This is a genomic window from Flavobacterium sp. 270, from assembly GCF_004368785.1.
Lineage (GTDB): Bacteria > Bacteroidota > Bacteroidia > Flavobacteriales > Flavobacteriaceae > Flavobacterium.
The window spans coordinates 184,405-200,675 of record NZ_SODM01000006.1; the positions used below are offsets into that span (position 1 = coordinate 184,405).

Annotated in this window: 15 protein-coding genes; 7 read left to right on the top strand and 8 right to left on the bottom strand. The window is 34.3% G+C overall.

Annotated features, from left to right (window positions below):
* Window positions 1–104: 104 nt before the first annotated feature.
* The 3 genes from EV144_RS20265 to EV144_RS20275 form a co-directional block, all read right to left on the bottom strand.
* On the bottom strand, window positions 105–569 hold the full coding sequence (locus tag EV144_RS20265; RefSeq protein ID WP_134150974.1) for a DUF962 domain-containing protein: 465 nt from the start codon (window positions 567–569) through the stop codon (window positions 105–107).
* 141 nt (window positions 570–710) lie between these two features.
* Window positions 711–1,961 (bottom strand): TMEM143 family protein, encoded by a 1,251-nt coding sequence (locus EV144_RS20270; protein WP_134150975.1) that lies wholly within the window; start codon window positions 1,959–1,961, stop codon window positions 711–713.
* Between the two features lie 153 nt (window positions 1,962–2,114).
* The gene (locus EV144_RS20275; RefSeq protein ID WP_134150976.1) at window positions 2,115–2,771 is read right to left on the bottom strand and encodes a hypothetical protein; all 657 of its coding nucleotides are present in this window, start codon (window positions 2,769–2,771) and stop codon (window positions 2,115–2,117) included.
* A 429-nt stretch (window positions 2,772–3,200) separates the two neighbouring features.
* On the opposite strand from EV144_RS20275, the gene EV144_RS20280 reads away from it, so the two are divergent.
* Window positions 3,201–3,617 (top strand): DoxX family membrane protein, encoded by a 417-nt coding sequence (locus EV144_RS20280; RefSeq protein WP_134150977.1) that lies wholly within the window; start codon window positions 3,201–3,203, stop codon window positions 3,615–3,617.
* A 400-nt stretch (window positions 3,618–4,017) separates the two neighbouring features.
* Here the strand turns inward: EV144_RS20280 and EV144_RS20285 are convergent, their stop codons facing one another.
* The gene (locus EV144_RS20285) at window positions 4,018–4,512 is read right to left on the bottom strand and encodes a hypothetical protein (RefSeq protein ID WP_134150978.1); all 495 of its coding nucleotides are present in this window, start codon (window positions 4,510–4,512) and stop codon (window positions 4,018–4,020) included.
* A gap of 401 nt (window positions 4,513–4,913) precedes the next feature.
* On the opposite strand from EV144_RS20285, the gene EV144_RS20290 reads away from it, so the two are divergent.
* Window positions 4,914–5,153 (top strand): hypothetical protein, encoded by a 240-nt coding sequence (locus EV144_RS20290; RefSeq protein WP_134150979.1) that lies wholly within the window; start codon window positions 4,914–4,916, stop codon window positions 5,151–5,153.
* An 868-nt stretch (window positions 5,154–6,021) separates the two neighbouring features.
* Here EV144_RS20290 and EV144_RS20295 read toward each other — a convergent pair.
* Together EV144_RS20295 and EV144_RS20300 are read right to left on the bottom strand one after the other, a co-directional pair.
* Window positions 6,022–6,732: a LytR/AlgR family response regulator transcription factor gene (locus EV144_RS20295; RefSeq protein ID WP_134150980.1), complete on the bottom strand. Its 711-nt coding sequence runs from the start codon at window positions 6,730–6,732 to the stop codon at window positions 6,022–6,024.
* Window positions 6,708–7,703 carry a sensor histidine kinase gene (locus EV144_RS20300; protein ID WP_134150981.1) on the bottom strand — a complete coding sequence of 332 codons (996 nt, stop codon included), beginning with the start codon at window positions 7,701–7,703 and terminating at the stop codon, window positions 6,708–6,710. Before EV144_RS20300 ends, EV144_RS20295 begins: the two co-directional genes overlap by 25 nt.
* A gap of 195 nt (window positions 7,704–7,898) precedes the next feature.
* Between EV144_RS20300 and EV144_RS20305 the strand changes: the two genes are divergently transcribed.
* From EV144_RS20305 to EV144_RS20325, 5 genes are all read left to right on the top strand, one after another.
* Window positions 7,899–8,858 carry a DUF6268 family outer membrane beta-barrel protein gene (locus EV144_RS20305; protein ID WP_243854719.1) on the top strand — a complete coding sequence of 320 codons (960 nt, stop codon included), beginning with the start codon at window positions 7,899–7,901 and terminating at the stop codon, window positions 8,856–8,858.
* A gap of 47 nt (window positions 8,859–8,905) precedes the next feature.
* Window positions 8,906–9,115, top strand: a complete 210-nt coding sequence (locus EV144_RS20310; RefSeq protein WP_317129088.1) for a hypothetical protein — start codon at window positions 8,906–8,908, stop codon at window positions 9,113–9,115.
* Between the two features lie 101 nt (window positions 9,116–9,216).
* Window positions 9,217–10,746 (top strand): SulP family inorganic anion transporter, encoded by a 1,530-nt coding sequence (locus EV144_RS20315; protein WP_134150984.1) that lies wholly within the window; start codon window positions 9,217–9,219, stop codon window positions 10,744–10,746.
* Between the two features lie 332 nt (window positions 10,747–11,078).
* Complete coding sequence (locus EV144_RS20320; protein WP_134150985.1) at window positions 11,079–11,987, top strand: helix-turn-helix domain-containing protein; 909 nt, start codon at window positions 11,079–11,081, stop codon at window positions 11,985–11,987.
* A 91-nt stretch (window positions 11,988–12,078) separates the two neighbouring features.
* A complete protein-coding gene (locus EV144_RS20325; protein WP_134150986.1) occupies window positions 12,079–12,918 on the top strand; it encodes an oxidoreductase in 840 nt (279 codons plus the stop codon).
* 244 nt (window positions 12,919–13,162) lie between these two features.
* On the opposite strand, the gene EV144_RS20330 is transcribed toward EV144_RS20325, so the two are convergent.
* Together EV144_RS20330 and groL are read right to left on the bottom strand one after the other, a co-directional pair.
* Window positions 13,163–14,359 carry an ectonucleotide pyrophosphatase/phosphodiesterase gene (locus EV144_RS20330; protein WP_134150987.1) on the bottom strand — a complete coding sequence of 399 codons (1,197 nt, stop codon included), beginning with the start codon at window positions 14,357–14,359 and terminating at the stop codon, window positions 13,163–13,165.
* A 229-nt stretch (window positions 14,360–14,588) separates the two neighbouring features.
* Window positions 14,589–16,217 (bottom strand): chaperonin GroEL, encoded by a 1,629-nt coding sequence (gene groL, locus EV144_RS20335; protein WP_134150988.1) that lies wholly within the window; start codon window positions 16,215–16,217, stop codon window positions 14,589–14,591.
* Window positions 16,218–16,271: the final 54 nt, after the last annotated feature.

The window sequence follows — 16,271 nt, forward strand, 5'->3', positions numbered from 1 at the left end:
TAAAAAACAAGCCCAATCTCTATTGCAGAAATTGGGCTTGTTTTTTATTCTTCAAAATAGAATCTCATTTGAGGTATAAGTGGTTATGTTGCAATCCAAAAAACTTACTTTCTGGAAAACAAATTTTCTACAACCCAAGCAGGGCCAATCATTAAAAACTGAAGATCTTTTAAGAAAGAAGGTTTTTTACCTTCAATATTATGTCCGTAAAATTGCCCGATCCAGGCGACAACAAAAACACCAATAGAAAACATCCACAAAGGTACAAATTGACCGATATAATAATTAACAATCAAGCAAAGCGCAGAAAAAATAGCAATTTTAATCGCCATTGCAATTGATAATCTAATGTAGAAAATGAGCACAAAAAGTAAAACAACAACCGCCCAGTTTTCTATAATCGGCGCATTTAGTTGCAGCGTACTGGCGATTAAACCACTCGGAATACTCATTAATAAACCCACTATAGAAAAGTAAATAGCCGGCACACAAACATAATGTATGGCCTTGTTTTTTGGGTTCTGATGACTTACAGCATATTCTTCAAACCATTGTTCTAGTGTTCTCATTTTATTAAATTTAGGTATGTAAATCTAATAAAATTTCCTTTTGGTTTGTTAATACCGTAATTAATATGAGTGTTTTTTGTTGAATTTTTATATAAAAGTCAATTGCAATTCGAATAATATAATCGGTTTAGAAGTTTAATATTAAAACCCTTCTACAGTTTTTTTATTATAATCAAAAACATTATCCCATAATTCGTCAATAGTAACAAGCGCTTTTTCTAAGCCTATCACTTCCCATTTTCCGTTTGTTTCTATTCCTAAACCAATCTTTTCCAGTTTTGATAAAGCATCTTTTACATCAAAATCTAAATCTGTATTTAGTTTAGTAGAAAACCAGGATTCAATTTGTGTGTCAAGTTCTTCGGCAGTTAAAGGATTTGGACTTCTTTCTAAAAAAGCATACGCCAGAATGGTTTCCTTAAGTACTTCTTCTTCTGAAGAATTTAAAAGCGAATAAAACGCACCACTATTGTTTCCGAGATTCTTAAAATAAAGACTGTCAGAAAGCATTTTGCCGTATTTTATTTTCTTATTTACAAAGTTGTTGTACTGACGAAACAAGTACAAACACAAAATTCCCAAAGCAATTAAACCCTGATTTAGCGAAGCTTTACTGTTTAATAAATCTATAGCTTCGCCCGATTGATAGGCGGCATACATACCAATTAAAGCCGGAATTACTGTAGTACTCAACAACGAAATTCCACCGCCGATTCCCGGAACCCAAAAGAATAGTTTATCTCGGGTTGACATTCTCGGAATCGCGTTTGGAAATATTGTTTCGAGATCGTTTTTAGGAACACGTTTAAAGATTTTTAAACCAATAGAACCCGGATCAATTGGCATTTTACCCAATTTGACTTTATTTTCCTTTAGATAATCCGCCTCATTATAATTTAGGTAAATCATCACGCGTTCGTAATATTCTACCTCAATTTCTTTCGTCCAGAAAATATTTTTTTTAACCTTTTCTTTTGCCTTATGCTGTCCGCGAACATACAATTCGTAATCCTTAAAAGCATTAAAATCAATAGAAAGATTTAAGCCAATTAAATCCGATTCTTTAAAAGCTTTGTCCAAAGTTTCCTTTTCGATACGCGTATAATTGCCATGCGCCAAAACAGTAAGAAGCGTTTCCTTAAAAATCGAAAAATCACTTTTACCAACAAAACTTTGTCGTTCTTTCAGACTTAAATCAGGATCGAATAAAGCGTAGTTTTGTTTTAGGTTTCGGTTGAGATTAAAAGCCTCATAATGATAATAATGTTCAACAATATCAAACAGTTTTTTAAAATCATTCACCTTTTTTTCGGTAGGAGCAAAAGTAGCGATCTGCTGTTCGAGTAAGAATTCCTTATTAAAAGGAATATAATGTTCTCGTTTTGTATTCATTTTTGTGGCATTTATTTTTTTTAGGCACATAAGTGCTAAGGCTCAAAGGTACAAAGTGTTTCTTGTAATTCTTAAACGCAAAAATACCACTCCAAATTTGATTTTTGAGTGGTATTTATATTAAAGTTTGGTTATAGTTTTTAGCAGTAAACCTTATAAGCTCTTCGTAATCGGTTCGTTATTAATAATTCTAAAACGTCCTGGGTATTTACCCCAAATGTTCTTTTTATTACCGTAATAATCCATGTATTCTTCGCAAACAAAAACCGCATGTGCAGTAGACCACGCTACAACCCCGCAAAATTCACTTCCAGACAATCGCTTTAGAGTTTGAATTTGTTTGTCTTTTTCGAAACCTAAATATTTATAAATTGTAGGTGTATATACTTCGCCGTCTTCTAAATCTTCCAAAGCTCTGTCGAAAGTAGACTCTCTGTCGATAATTTGCTTGTATTTTGCCATCACAGCATACGTCAGTACCGCATAATCTGTAATTTGTTTGCTGTCTTCATTATCTTTAATAAATACAAAACCAGCCGAAAATCTGGCTTTATTTAATTCCTCATTTTTAAGATTAAAAGAAGCATTATTTTTTAATGTTATTTTATATAAACTATCGTTTATTTTTTCGGTAATAAAAAGATTATCCAATCCAAAAATGTTCAGCGAAGCCTTAATAAATGCAATCGACGAACAATTGGTACGCTCTCCTTGTTTAAAACTTTCAAATATTTTATCAGAACTCAATTGTGCATACGAAGTTGAACCAACAAACATTAAAAATAAAAATGTTGAAGTAAAAGATCTCATTGTTTTTAAATTTTATTATTCTTTCCCGATTGATTTTGGGAATTTTACAAAGCTAAAAAAATCAACGAATAGTTGGCGTTTTTACTTCTTAAGTTTTAAGAAAAACTTCAATTAAAATGTAATTCTTTTTAGAAATAGTTACAATTAAATATTACATCTAATTTGTCATTTCGAGCGAAGTCGAGAAACCGCGCCAGAAGCTCACACAAAGCTTGCAGAATAAAAATACTATTTATCGACTCCGCTCAGTTTTTCGTCTCCGCTCTAAATGACAAGATGTTGTAAAAATATTGAGCTTATAAACATGGAGATTAAACAAACTCCAAACATAAAATTTACAAAATATCTTACAACTTATATTCGTAAATTTGAGTAGAACTTCAAAAAGAACTTCATTTAAAACTGAAAAACAAAATTTCATTTTAAGCTATGGAAAATACAAACACCTCAACACTTCAAAATTTCTTTAGAATACTATTGGGATTATTTATGATAACCGCCGCTCTGGGACATTTTACTTTTCAGAGACAAGATTTTCAGGCGCAGGTTCCTAATTGGGTTCCTTTAGACAAAGATTTGGTTGTAATACTTTCTGGAATTGTAGAAATTATTTTAGGCTTAGTGCTTATATTCTTAACCCAATACAAAGTAAAAATCGGAATTGGACTTGCTATATTTTACGTTTTGGTTTTTCCGGGTAATATTGCACAATACGTAAACGGAACTTCTGCTTTGGGACTTGACACAGACGAATCGCGTTTAATTCGATTGTTTTTTCAGCCTGTTTTAATTTTTTGGGCATTGTGGTCAACGGGCGCGCTTGCTGTTTTACTTAAAAAGAAATAAAACGATATACACATTAAGGGTAAAGAATAAAATAGCATTCTAAAGACGTAAAATTAGATACTAAAAGAGAAAACTTTACTTCATGATCAGGGATTGATCTATGAATAATAAGAAGAGTTGGCGTCTTAGACGTAAAAAATTACGTTGCGTCATTCGTTGTTGTCGTACAAACAGCGGTGTTTTGGGTTTCAGACGTGAAATTTAACGTTTGTAACGTCTAAATTGGAATGCGTTCATTCTCGCTTTGGTTTTACAGCGTGACGGTTTATATTACCGAGGTATAATTATACGTAGCCTTACGTTAATTGTGTATGATTTGACGTATCTGATTGATGATTTAACGTAGGTAACGCGCATAAAAAAACCTCTCAAAATTTAACTTCAGAGAGGTTTTGTTTTATTATTCGATTTCTTTTATTGTGGGTTCTTCTATTTTCTTTGTATTTGATCGTTTAAAGAATTGTGCCAGTTCGTTTACTTTTACCTGATAACCCGTAGCTTTTGTTCCGAGTTTATATTTGCTGTAATCGTAATCGGTAAGTGCTGCTTGATAACATTCGTAATCGTGCAGGATTTTATTGTTTTTAAGACTGTCTGCAAGACTTTCTAATCGCATTATGGTATTTTGAAGAAACTCTCTGGAGTCAACATCATTTTGAAATTCTATCCAATCTATATCGGGACTGCTCAATACGGGCTGACTTGCTCTAAAATCTTTTACCTTATTAATGACCAATTTGTTTTGTTCGTTTACACTTCCGTATTTAGTGCGTTCTTCTGGTTTTAGGTTTTTAAATTTTTCCGAAAGAGAGCTTTCTATACTTGCTAAACATGATGCAACAGTCGTTTTTTCGGTTTCTGAATAATGCTGTAAATTTAAATTTTCAATAGACATAGGTTTCGATTTATTATTTTGTTTATGTCTGTAAACTTAGATTTCAACGTAAGAACAAAAAGACTTGATAAGGTATAATTGTATCAAATTAAGCTTTATTAATGATTGTAGATTCTTGTTATAATTATTAAATTTGTAATTATTTGATGTTTAAATAATTAAATCTTCTACTAATTTAAAGTAAGAAAAAACCTAATTTTTAATTTTGTTATACAATTTATATTTGTAAGTTTGTTTTGACAAAATGCAATATTATAAAGGTTAATACTAAAGTTTTTAGAAGTTAACATAAGCGAGCCCTCGCCATGATGAGTAGTTTAAACCGAAAGGCTAGTAAATCTGCTTTTATAAGCATTTTGTCACATCTAAAGCGAGGGTTTCGTATATCTAATATTTTCGAAATGACAAGAGAAAATCAACCAACATCAAATGACGATGTAATGCCATCAGTAGCGAATTTCATTTCAAATCTAAATTTTGAAGTAAATTTAAAAGAACTACCAATTTACCTGCAGGAAATCTTCGAGTTATTACTCGACACAGAATACGGCAACGATCTGGATTTAAGGCGAAAAATGCTAAGCTGTCTCAGAACCAGCAGATATGTTGCTGAAACTTTATCACCATTTACAGATAAGTAAATTCAAAAAACTTGCGAAATGCAACAATAGTAAAAGCAGTTTGATCTGTATTATTTTATAACAAAAAAGCTTCGCAATTTGCGAAGCTTTTTTGTCTTAACTAATTTGAAATCTTATAAATATCTCCTAAAAAACTCCACAATAATTCTTCGATTTTCCCCAAAAAAAGGAAGTATACTGCGGAGTTATTTACGAAGATTTTCTCGTTTTTAAACTGCTTGTTCCACTAGGATTATTTCTTACAATTATAATAATAAATAAAAATCCGTAAGCAAGTATAAATACCTGTTTTTGATTAAATGATTAAATAAAGTTTAGGGGCTTTTAGTATGTCGCTAGCGCGAGCATCCCGCTCGTGCCCACAATCAGAATCAATTTCCAATCTTTGCGGGCACGAGCGAGACGCTCGCGCTAGCGGGTGAACGAGAAATCACACGAGATATTCCAGCATTGTGGTTACGAGTGCGATTTCTCGTTCCTCGAAATGACAAGATTGGGTCTTTTAGTATGTCGCTAGCGCGAGCGTCCCGCTCGTGCCCACAATCAGAATCAATTTTCTAATCTTTGCGGGCACGAGCGGGACGCTAGCGCTAGCGGGGGAGTGTGATTTCTCGTTGCTCGAAATAATAAGATTGTGTCTTTTAGTATGTCGCTAGCGCGAGCGTCCCGCTCGTGCCCACAATCAGAATCAATTTTTCAATCTTTGCGGGCACGAGCGGGACGCTCGCGCTAGCAATGGACTACTTACCACTCATAATTTTTAATTGATCTTTAATTTCTTTTGAAAGTTTCCAACTATACCTTTCAAGTAAAGTAGATCTCAACTATTTAAAGTTGAGATTTTTGTGAATTTATAGTTAGAGAATTATTACCTAAAAAAACTATCCAATAAAATCTGATATTTCCTTCCAACAGGAATAATTTCAGCATTAGACATCGTAAGATTTTTATAAGTTACAGAAGTAATTTCGCGGGTGTTTACAATGTAGGAACGATGCACTTGTATAAAATCAGAATGGTCAATTTCTTCGCAAATACTGGCTAAAGAGCCGTAAATTATCGTGGGCGATTTTAGTTTGGTACTGTAGAGTTTCATGTAGTTGCCCAGACTTTCGATATAAACAATATCACTGAGCAAAATATCAATCATTTGGCCATTGGCGCGGTAAGAGAGGACTTTTCCGCAGGCGGTGTTTTCTTTTTTGAGGTTGTTTCCAGAATAAAAAGTTCTGGCTTTTTCTATCGCTTTAGAGAATTTTTCGAACGAAATAGGTTTCATCAAATAATCTATAGCATCGTTTTGATACGCCGAAAGCGCAAAGTCAGAATAAGCCGTTGTAACAATCGTAAGCGGACGGTTGGGTTGAGATTCCATCAATTCTACACCCGAAATTACGGGCATATTGATATCTAGAAATATAATATCGTATTTGTTTTCGTTGAGCATTTTTAGCGCTTCCATACCGCTAAAGGCACTTCCGGAATGTTCCAGATCGTCAAATTTGGCAATATGCGATGCGAGTGCCTTATGTGCGGGCGATTCGTCGTCTATGATCAAACAGCGGTAGGTAAATTCCATATGCTTAATTTTACTGTAAAAGTATTTTTTTCTTTCTTGCAGGTAAACTCGTGTCTTAGGCCGTAAACTTCTAGACGTCTTTTTAGGTTTTCGATCCCGATTCCGGTGCTCGAAAGTCTTGATCCCGATTCCAGAAAGTTATTCTTTAGTGTAAAAGTAAGGTTTCTGCAAGCCAATTTTAGATTTACGTTGATAAAAGGTTCCGGAGTTTCTGCCGAAAACTTAACGGCATTTTCTACCAAAGGCAGAAAGAACAACGGCGGAATCTCAAAATTATCAAAAGAGCCTTCGTAATCCTGAGTTATCGCAAGTCTTTCGTTTTGGAACGTATAATATTCCATGTATTTTTTTATGAAATCTATTTCCTCGCCAACAAAGACAAAATCTTTTTTGGTGGCTTCAATTTGATAACGCAGAAGATCAGAAAGATTTAGGATTCTGTCTGGTAGTTTATCCGGCTCAGATAGAGATTCTCCGTAGAGATTATTCATAGCATTCAACAAAAAATGCGGATTGAGCTGTTGTTTCAAAAACGAAAGTTCAGACTTAAAATTCATAATATCTTTATCGGTCTGAGAAACTTTCTTCATAATAATAGAATGAAGAAAATAAAAGGCAATTCCGTTGACAACGAGTGATATAATAGGTAAAGTTTTAAATTTTCCTAATCCAGAGAATGGAAAATACCAACCCATGAAATAATAAAAAGTTGTCCAATAGAGTACAAAAAGTATAAAAAAGGTTTTAACTCTTTTTTTGAATAGAAAGGGTTTTATGACGAACAGGTTAAAAGAAGTAATCCAGATAATACACGGAAAAAAACCTATTGCAATTTTAGAAACCATATAAGTCCATGGATGTCCATCTAGTTTTATTTCGTCATAAACACAGACAAAAATAAGCAGAAACAGAATGGTATTCAGAATAAGGTTTCGGAGGAAAAAGTTCTTGTAAATATTAAGAATCGTCATAACGGCAAAATTAAGGTAATATTATAGTTTTTAATACTTTGTAGCAGGAAATTATTCGAATGGCGTTGGTATAAAACATACGCCGTTGGTATAATTATACTATTATAATAGACGCTTCGCAATTACATTTGTCTGGAATTTATTGATTCTTCAAAAACGTATTTATTTCAATTCATGAAAACAAAAATCATTTGTATGGTATTCGTTTTTGTGTCGCTTAAATCGGCGGCGCAGGACAAGGACGCGCCAATAAAAAAACTAGCCAATTTTGTAACAGAGAAATTTCCGAATACTAGAATTTTTGATGTGCAGTACGAGCAATTAGGACCAACAGATTTTAGCTCAAAGCTTTATGGAAATCGTTTTGAAAGAGGTAGAATAGAAAGTCATAATCGCGTAAAAGTCGCTTTTAATATGCCGTTTTTTACTTCAGAGTCTAAGCGTTTTGTCCTTACGAGTTCGTTGCGTTATAAATACGAATCGTATGATTTTGGTGAAGTTTACAATTACAATTCAGATCTGACTTATAAAAAGGAAAGAGAAGAATTTCATTTTTTCGCAGCAGCATTGAGTGCTACTTATATGTCAACGCTTTTTCGTAAACCCATTATTTACAATGCTACAATTACGACAGACGGAAACGAAGAGAATGTACAGCGTGTAAAAGGATTTGTGAGCGCGAGTTTGGTTCTTAAAAGAACGCCAAATACCACAATGACTATTGGCGTTTTGGCTTTACTGGATCCTTCGTCTATTGTTCCGGTAACACCGCTTTTTACCTACAATCATAAATTTGAAGATTCTAAATGGGATTTTGATTTTATACTGCCGCAACGGATTTTGTTTAGAAGAGAATTACTGGAAAACGGACGTCTTGGTCTGGGAACGGAACTAAATACAGAAAGTTTTTATATTAATATTGACCAGCCGGGAAATAAAGGTGTTTATGAGCTGAACCAGCTGGAATTAAAGTCTGGCATAACATACGAATATCATTTTGCACCCAAATTAATCGGCACATTTAAGGCTGGAATAAATAATGTTATGAGTGTACGTGTAACAGAAAGGGGTGAACGAACGTCTAAGTATATATATGATCATAAAGAAGATGCTCAAGGTTATTTTAGATTCGGAATATCGTACAATCCATTTTAGAAGAATCGTTTTTAATTAAAAATAGTAGTGTTTAAAATTAGGTAATCATGGTTGAAGTTTTTAAAACAAATGTTCAAAAAGAAACCGATACAAATTATATCGTCGCCGTTATTCAGAGACAGTTTCCGGCTTATAAAATCAATTTTGATTTGGAAGACTGTGATAAAATATTACGTGTAGAAGGTGTAGATTTACAATCTAATAACATTATAGAATATGTAAATTGTTTGGGGTATATTTGTGTCCAATTAGAATAATAGAATATGATAAATCTTATTGTTACCCTGTTTTTACTTTTGTTGGAACAGTTGTAAAGTGTTTTAGGTTTGTGTGCATTATTTTTTAATTTTGTGCTCTTATGAAAAACGCCTTCCAACTCTTCGACTTTACTCAGAAAGTAAATTATAAAAATGAAATTTTAGCGGGTTTTACCGTGGCTATGACGATGATACCAGAATCATTGTCTTTTGCTATTTTGGCTGGATTTCCGCCTTTGGTTGGTTTGTACGCCGCTTTTATTGCCGGTTTGGTTACTGCTATTTTTGGCGGTAGACCGGGAATGATTTCTGGCGGTGCCGGAGCAACGGTTATTGTTTTGATTGCTTTAATGAAATCGCACGGCATAGAATATGTTTTTGCCGCCGTGGCGCTTGGTGGTGTGGTACAAATCTGTATCGGACTTTTTAAACTCGGAAAATTTATTAGATTAGTTCCTCAGCCCGTGATGTTTGGTTTTGTAAACGGTCTTGCTGTCGTGATTTTTATGTCGCAGCTGGAGCAGTTTAAAACTATTGTAAACGGACAAACGGCCTGGCTTTCGGGAACACCGCTTTATATTATGCTGGGTTTGGTTGCACTTACTATTGGTATTGTATTGCTTTTTCCTAAAATTACAAAAGCAGTTCCAGCTTCTTTGGTTGCGATTATGGTTGTTTTTGCTTTGGTTTTGATCTTTAATATTGATACTAAAACGGTGCAGGATATTGCTTCTGTACAAGGTGGATTTCCTCCGTTTCATATTCCTAATATTCCGATTTCTTTTGATACTTTAAAAATTATATTTCCGTATTCGGTAATTGTTGCAGCGGTTGGTTTAACCGAAGGGCTGCTAACGCTGAATCTGGTTGACGAAATAACAGGTACGCGTGGTAACAGTAACCGCGAATGTATTGCTCAGGGAAGTTCTAATATTCTAAATGGTTTCTTTTTCGGAATGGGAGGATGCCCAATGATTGCGCAGACTTTGGTGAATCTTGGTGCAGGATCAAGAGCCAGACTTTCGGGGATTATTGCTTCTTTGACTATTTTATTGATTATACTTTTTGGCGCGCCTGTAATTGGGAAATTGCCAATGGCAGCGCTTGTTGGTGTTATGATGATGGTTGCGATTACTACTTTTGAATGGGCAAGTTTTAGGGTTATAAACAAAATGCCCAGACATGACATTTTTGTCGGGATTCTGGTTGCTGTAATTACTATTCTATTGCATAATCTGGCTTTGGCAGTTTTGATTGGTGTGATTATTTCGGCTTTGGTTTTTGCGTGGGAAAGTGCTAAACGTATTCGTGCGCGTCATTTTATTGATGAAAACGGAGTGAAACAATATCAGATTTACGGACCGTTATTTTTTGGTTCTATAACTGCTTTTACAGAGAAGTTTGATATTGCCAATGATCCAAGTCATGTTATTATAGATTTTAAAGAAAGCCGTGTTGCCGATATGTCGGCAATTGAAGCGCTTAATAATTTAACTGCAAAATACAATCAGCTGAATAAAGTTGTGGAGCTAAAACATTTAAGTCCAGACTGCCGTGAATTACTTAAAAATGCAGAAGCTGTGATTAAGGTTAATGTGATTGAAGATCCGACTTATAAGGTGGTTTCTTAAAATTAGAAAATTAGATAATGTGTCAATTTGATAATTAGATAATTTTACAAATTAGGATTAGTTTGTCAGGCTGAGCGTAGTCGAAGCCCGCTTGCCAATTGGAGCGCCCTTCGACTCCGCTCAGGGTGACATTTGTTAAATTAGATAATGTGTCAATTTGATAATTAGATAATTTTACAAATTGGGATTAGTTTGTCAGGCTGAGCGTAGTCGAAGCCCTCGTGCCAATTGGAGTGCCCTTCGACTCCACTCAGGATGACATTCGTTAAATTATCTAATTATCAAATTGACACATTATCTAATTAATAATTTGATTTTCGTAACTTTGTAAAATGAAACTAACAGAAACCTTAGAAGATTTTTACACGATCAAAGTAAATGGAATGCCTGAGAATCTTAAAAAAGAAATCGGACATTTTAATGTTTTCAAATTGGATGATTTTGTTGGGAGTATCTGCAAACCATTTCCTTACACTAGAAAAGACTTTTATAAAATAAGTTTGATCATCGGAAAAAACAAAGTGCATTATGCGGATAAAATTTCGGTTATAGAAGATCAGGCTTTGTTCTTTGCAAATCCTCAGATTCCGTATAACTGGGAGCAGGTTGATGAAAATCAAACTGGTTTTTTCTGCATTTTTACCGAAGCTTTTTTTAGTCAGTTTGGGAATTTAAAAGAGTATCCTTTGTTTCAGCCGGGCGGAAATCCGATTGTGCCTATTACGCCAGAACTGGCAGAATCTCTGAAGTCGGTTTATTTAAGAATGTTTGATGAAATTAATTCGGATTACGCTTTTAAATATGATGTACTTCGGAATCTGGTTTTCGAAATTATTCATCTGGCTTTAAAAACACAGACTGTAACTACTTCATTATACAGTAAATCGAATGCGACGATAAGAGTTTCTTCTTTATTTTTGGAATTATTAGAACGTCAGTTTCCGATTGAATCTATTTCGCAGCAAATCTTTTTTCGTTCGCCTTCAGAATTTGCAGGACAGTTGAATGTGCATGTAAATCATTTGAATAAAGCTTTAAAAGAAACTACAGGAAAAACCACTTCGCAGATTATATCAGAAAGAATTGTTCAGGAAGCTATGATTTTATTGAAGCAGACGAATTGGAATATTAATGAAATTGCATGGTGTCTTGGTTTTGATGAATTGTCTCATTTTATTAATTTCTTCAAGAAAAATACGCGTGTTTCGCCAAAAACATATCGTGTAGCCGAAATTGTTTGATTTTCGTAACTTCTTACTTGATTGCTTTAATTCCTTAGAAGCACTTTGCTAATACCTTTGTCCTGTAATTAATACTTAAAAAATTAAGATCATGGAAAATAGTAAAGTGTGGTTCATTACAGGAGCCTCAAAAGGAATCGGATTATTATTGGCTAAAAAATTATTGGCTCAAGGCCAAAAAGTAGCAGCTACATCAAGAAGTGAAGCAGGATTGATTAAAGCAATTGGTAATGCATCAGAAAACTTTATTCCGCTGGAAATGGATTTGGTTGATGAAAAAAGCGTTAAAAATGCTATCGATAAAACTATAAGTCATTTTAAAACTATCGATGTTTTGGTAAACAATGCCGGTTATGGTTTGTTGGGAACATTGGAAGAACTAACGGATGCCGAATCTAGAAAAAATTACGATGTAAATGTTTTCGGATTATTAAATGTAATTCGTAATACAATGCCATTCATGCGTGCCAACAGATCAGGACATATTTTTAATATTTCTTCTATTGGTGGTTACAACGGAGGTTTTCCGGGTTGGGGAATTTATTGTTCTACAAAATTTGCGGTTGCGGGTTTAACAGAATCTTTGGCTGCAGAGGTTAAGTCTTTCGGAATTAATGTTACGTTGGTTTATCCGGGTTATTTTAGAACTGATTTTTTAACAGATTCTTCATTGCAATTGCCAGCAAATGCCATTGCAGATTATAAAGAAGTAAGAGATTCTGAGAATGCACATAAAAACAACATTGACGGAAACCAGCCGGGTGATCCAGAGAAATTAGCAGATGCTTTGATTAACATGAGCAAAGAAGAAAATCCTGCATTGCATTTGTTTTTAGGACAAGATGCGTATGATATGGCAAATCTAAAAATTGAAAGCGTTCAGGCTGATTTAGAAAAATGGAAATCAGTTTCTGTTTCTACTGGGTTTTAATTAGAGAATTAGATAATGTGTCAATTTGATAATTAGATAATTGATACACACAGATTGAATTGCTTCCTGCTTTAGCTGGAGGAATAGGATTATATTGATTATTAAAAAGGCTTTAGCCGAACTTTAAGTTTGGCTAAAGCCTTTTGTATTTTTGAAATTATTAACCTCCAGCTAAAGCAGGAGGCAATTTCATTATTAGAAAATTATCTAATTATCAAATTGACACATTTTCTAATTAAGAACATTATCTAATTAACATATTCTCTACATCACTAAATTTACCATCAACTTCTTCGATTTTTAATCCTAATAAATGTGCAATTAGCGGATAAACAGAAACGTTCTGAAATGTTCCGACTTCTTTATCGACTTTAAAAGCTGGGCCTTTTGCGTAGAAAATAGCGTGCATATCTTTGTTTTTATTGTCGTAACCGTGTGTGCCGCCTTTTATGTTTTGATCTTTTTTAGTCACTAAGCTATAACCTTTTTCGGCTTCGATTACAAAATCGTGTACGCGTGGATTTGTTCCGTAATGAAGTCTTTTTGGAACTTCGCTTGATTTCCAAAACTTGATATGTGGTACTTTTTTTAATGCTTGCGCAATAGAATCTGTATAACCTGATTTTGCCTGAAGGCTCATAATTGGGTTTATAACTTCTTTGTAACCCAGCCATTCTGGTTTTAGGTAATCCAAAACAGCTACTTTTTTGTCATTGCTGATAGCAGCCATTCCGTGATCAGAAACGATGATTAAATTGATTTGTTTTCCGATGGCTAACTGATCTAATTTTCGGGATAATTCTCCCATAATAGAATCCATTTTGATGACCATTTTTTTGTTTTCCGGAGAAAGCGGGCCAAAATTATGACCTGTATGATCTGGTTCGTCAAAATATAAAGTAATAAGATGCGGTCTTTCTTTTTCAGGAAGTTCTAACCATTTTATTACGGTGTCAATTCTGGTTTCGTATGGAATTTTGTTATCGTAATTCTTGTAAATACTTGGATTTTTTTGATCGATATCTGATCCCGGCCAGAAGAAAGAAGCAGCTTTTACGCCTTGTTGCTCAGCAACATTCCAAATTGGATTTCCACCATAAAATCTCGAGTCATTTTTAGCTTTTGTAGATAATGAAAAAGATTCGTTTAAGGCGCTGTCGTAAAAAACATTGTTTATAATACCGTGATGATCCGGATAAAGTCCGGTTACAATTGCGTAATGATTGGGAAAGGTTTTGCTAGGGTAGGACGGACGCATTGATTTTGCGTGTACGCCTTGTTTTGAAATCTGCTTTAAATTGGGAAGATTAAATTGCTTGCCATAATCCCAACGGAATCCATCCATAGAAACTAAAACAACATAAGTGTCTTTGCTGTTTTGTGAATGGAGAAATGAAATAAAGAACGTGAAAAGTAAAAGTGTAAGGATTTGCTTTTTCATTTTGAAATAAAATTATAATAGCAAAGTTACCGCTAAACGTTTTTTTAATTAAAAAGAGAATGTTAAACTAATGAAAAAAGTTTGTCGTAATGTTTGAAAAAGGTTGCCGCAAATTACACGAATTTGCACGAATTCATTTTTCTTATCGAATGTAAAAATTAGTGTAATTCGTGGCAAAAAAAAGCGCCAGATAATTCCGGCGCTTTAAATTTTAAGAAGTTAAGAACGATTACATCATTCCTGGCATACCGCCACCCATTGGCATTCCGCCAGCGCTTTCTTCTTTAATATCAATTAATGCACATTCTGTAGTTAAGATCATTCCAGAAACAGATGCAGCATTTTCTAATGCAACACGAGTTACTTTTTTAGGATCGATAATTCCAGCTTTTAGCATGTCAACATATTCGTCAGTTTTTGCATTGTATCCAAAATCACCAGAACCTTCTGCAACTTTAGCTACAACAACAGAACCTTCAAGACCAGCATTTTCTACGATAGTTCTCAAAGGAGATTCTACAGCGCGAGAAACGATTTGAATTCCTGTAGCTTCATCAGCGTTGTCTGCTTTTAAAGCTGCTAAAGCAAGTTTTGCTCTTAATAAAGCAACACCTCCACCAGCAACGATTCCTTCTTCAACAGCTGCACGAGTAGCGTGTAATGCATCATCAACTCTGTCTTTTTTCTCTTTCATTTCAACTTCAGAAGCCGCACCAACATAAAGAACAGCAACACCACCAGCTAATTTAGCCAAACGCTCTTGCAATTTTTCTTTATCGTAATCAGATGTAGTTGTTTCCATCTGACCTTTAATTTGGTTTACACGGTTTTTGATGATATCTGCTTCACCAGCACCGCTTACAATTGTAGTGTTATCTTTATCGATAGAAACTCTTTTTGCAGTTCCTAACATTTCGATAGTTGTATTTTCAAGCGTATATCCTCTTTCTTCAGAGATTACAGTTCCGCCAGTTAAGATTGCGATATCTTCTAGCATTGCTTTTCTTCTGTCTCCAAAACCTGGTGCTTTTACAGCAGCAATTTTAAGAGCACCTCTTAATTTGTTTACTACTAATGTAGAAAGAGCTTCTCCGTCAACATCTTCAGCAATAATCAATAAAGGTTTTCCAGATTGAGCAACTGGCTCTAAAACAGGTAGTAATTCTTTAAGAGAAGATACTTTTTTATCGTATAATAAAATGTAAGGAGAATCTAATTCAACTTCCATTTTTTCAGGATTTGTAACAAAATAAGGAGAAAGGTATCCTCTGTCAAACTGCATTCCTTCAACAACATCCACAAAAGTGTCAGTTCCTTTAGCTTCTTCAACAGTAATTACACCTTCTTTTCCAACTTTAGCGAAAGCTGTAGCGATTAAATCACCAATAACTTCGTCATTATTTGCAGAGATAGAAGCAATTTGTTTGATTTTATCAGAATCACTTCCTACTACTTTAGCTTGTTTTGCTAAGTCAGCAACGATAGCTTCAACCGCTTTGTCGATACCGCGTTTCAAATCCATTGGATTTGCTCCTGCAGCAACGTTTTTAAGACCTTCTTTTACGATAGCCTGAGCTAAAACGGTAGCAGTTGTAGTTCCGTCTCCAGCTAAATCATTGGTTTTAGAAGCAACTTCTTTAACCATTTGTGCACCCATGTTTTCTAATGGATCTTTTAATTCGATTTCTTTTGCAACAGAAACACCATCTTTAGTAACAGTTGGTCCACCAAATGATTTTCCGATAATTACGTTACGACCTTTTGGTCCAAGAGTTACTTTTACAGCATTTGCCAATGCATCAACACCACGTTTTAATCCGTCACGTGCTTCAATATCAAATTTTATATCTTTTGCCATCTTTTAATTTTTTGTTTAAAGTTTAGTTTGTTTCAAGTTCTATGGGTACTTAGT

Coding starts and splice junctions, on each gene's coding strand:
- EV144_RS20270 (WP_134150975.1), bottom strand. CDS start 1,961: ATGAATACAAAACGAGAACATTATATTCCTTTTAATAAGGAATTCTTA.
- EV144_RS20295 (WP_134150980.1), bottom strand. CDS start 6,732: ATGGAATTTACCTACCGCTGTTTGATCATAGACGACGAATCGCCCGCA.
- EV144_RS20315 (WP_134150984.1), top strand. CDS start 9,217: ATGAAAAACGCCTTCCAACTCTTCGACTTTACTCAGAAAGTAAATTAT.
- groL (WP_134150988.1), bottom strand. CDS start 16,217: ATGGCAAAAGATATAAAATTTGATATTGAAGCACGTGACGGATTAAAA.
- EV144_RS20265 (WP_134150974.1), bottom strand. CDS start 569: ATGAGAACACTAGAACAATGGTTTGAAGAATATGCTGTAAGTCATCAG.
- EV144_RS20280 (WP_134150977.1), top strand. CDS start 3,201: ATGGAAAATACAAACACCTCAACACTTCAAAATTTCTTTAGAATACTA.
- EV144_RS20300 (WP_134150981.1), bottom strand. CDS start 7,703: ATGACGATTCTTAATATTTACAAGAACTTTTTCCTCCGAAACCTTATT.
- EV144_RS20310 (WP_317129088.1), top strand. CDS start 8,906: ATGGTTGAAGTTTTTAAAACAAATGTTCAAAAAGAAACCGATACAAAT.
- EV144_RS20330 (WP_134150987.1), bottom strand. CDS start 14,359: ATGAAAAAGCAAATCCTTACACTTTTACTTTTCACGTTCTTTATTTCA.
- EV144_RS20320 (WP_134150985.1), top strand. CDS start 11,079: ATGAAACTAACAGAAACCTTAGAAGATTTTTACACGATCAAAGTAAAT.
- EV144_RS20275 (WP_134150976.1), bottom strand. CDS start 2,771: ATGAGATCTTTTACTTCAACATTTTTATTTTTAATGTTTGTTGGTTCA.
- EV144_RS20325 (WP_134150986.1), top strand. CDS start 12,079: ATGGAAAATAGTAAAGTGTGGTTCATTACAGGAGCCTCAAAAGGAATC.
- EV144_RS20290 (WP_134150979.1), top strand. CDS start 4,914: ATGACAAGAGAAAATCAACCAACATCAAATGACGATGTAATGCCATCA.
- EV144_RS20285 (WP_134150978.1), bottom strand. CDS start 4,512: ATGTCTATTGAAAATTTAAATTTACAGCATTATTCAGAAACCGAAAAA.
- EV144_RS20305 (WP_243854719.1), top strand. CDS start 7,899: ATGGTATTCGTTTTTGTGTCGCTTAAATCGGCGGCGCAGGACAAGGAC.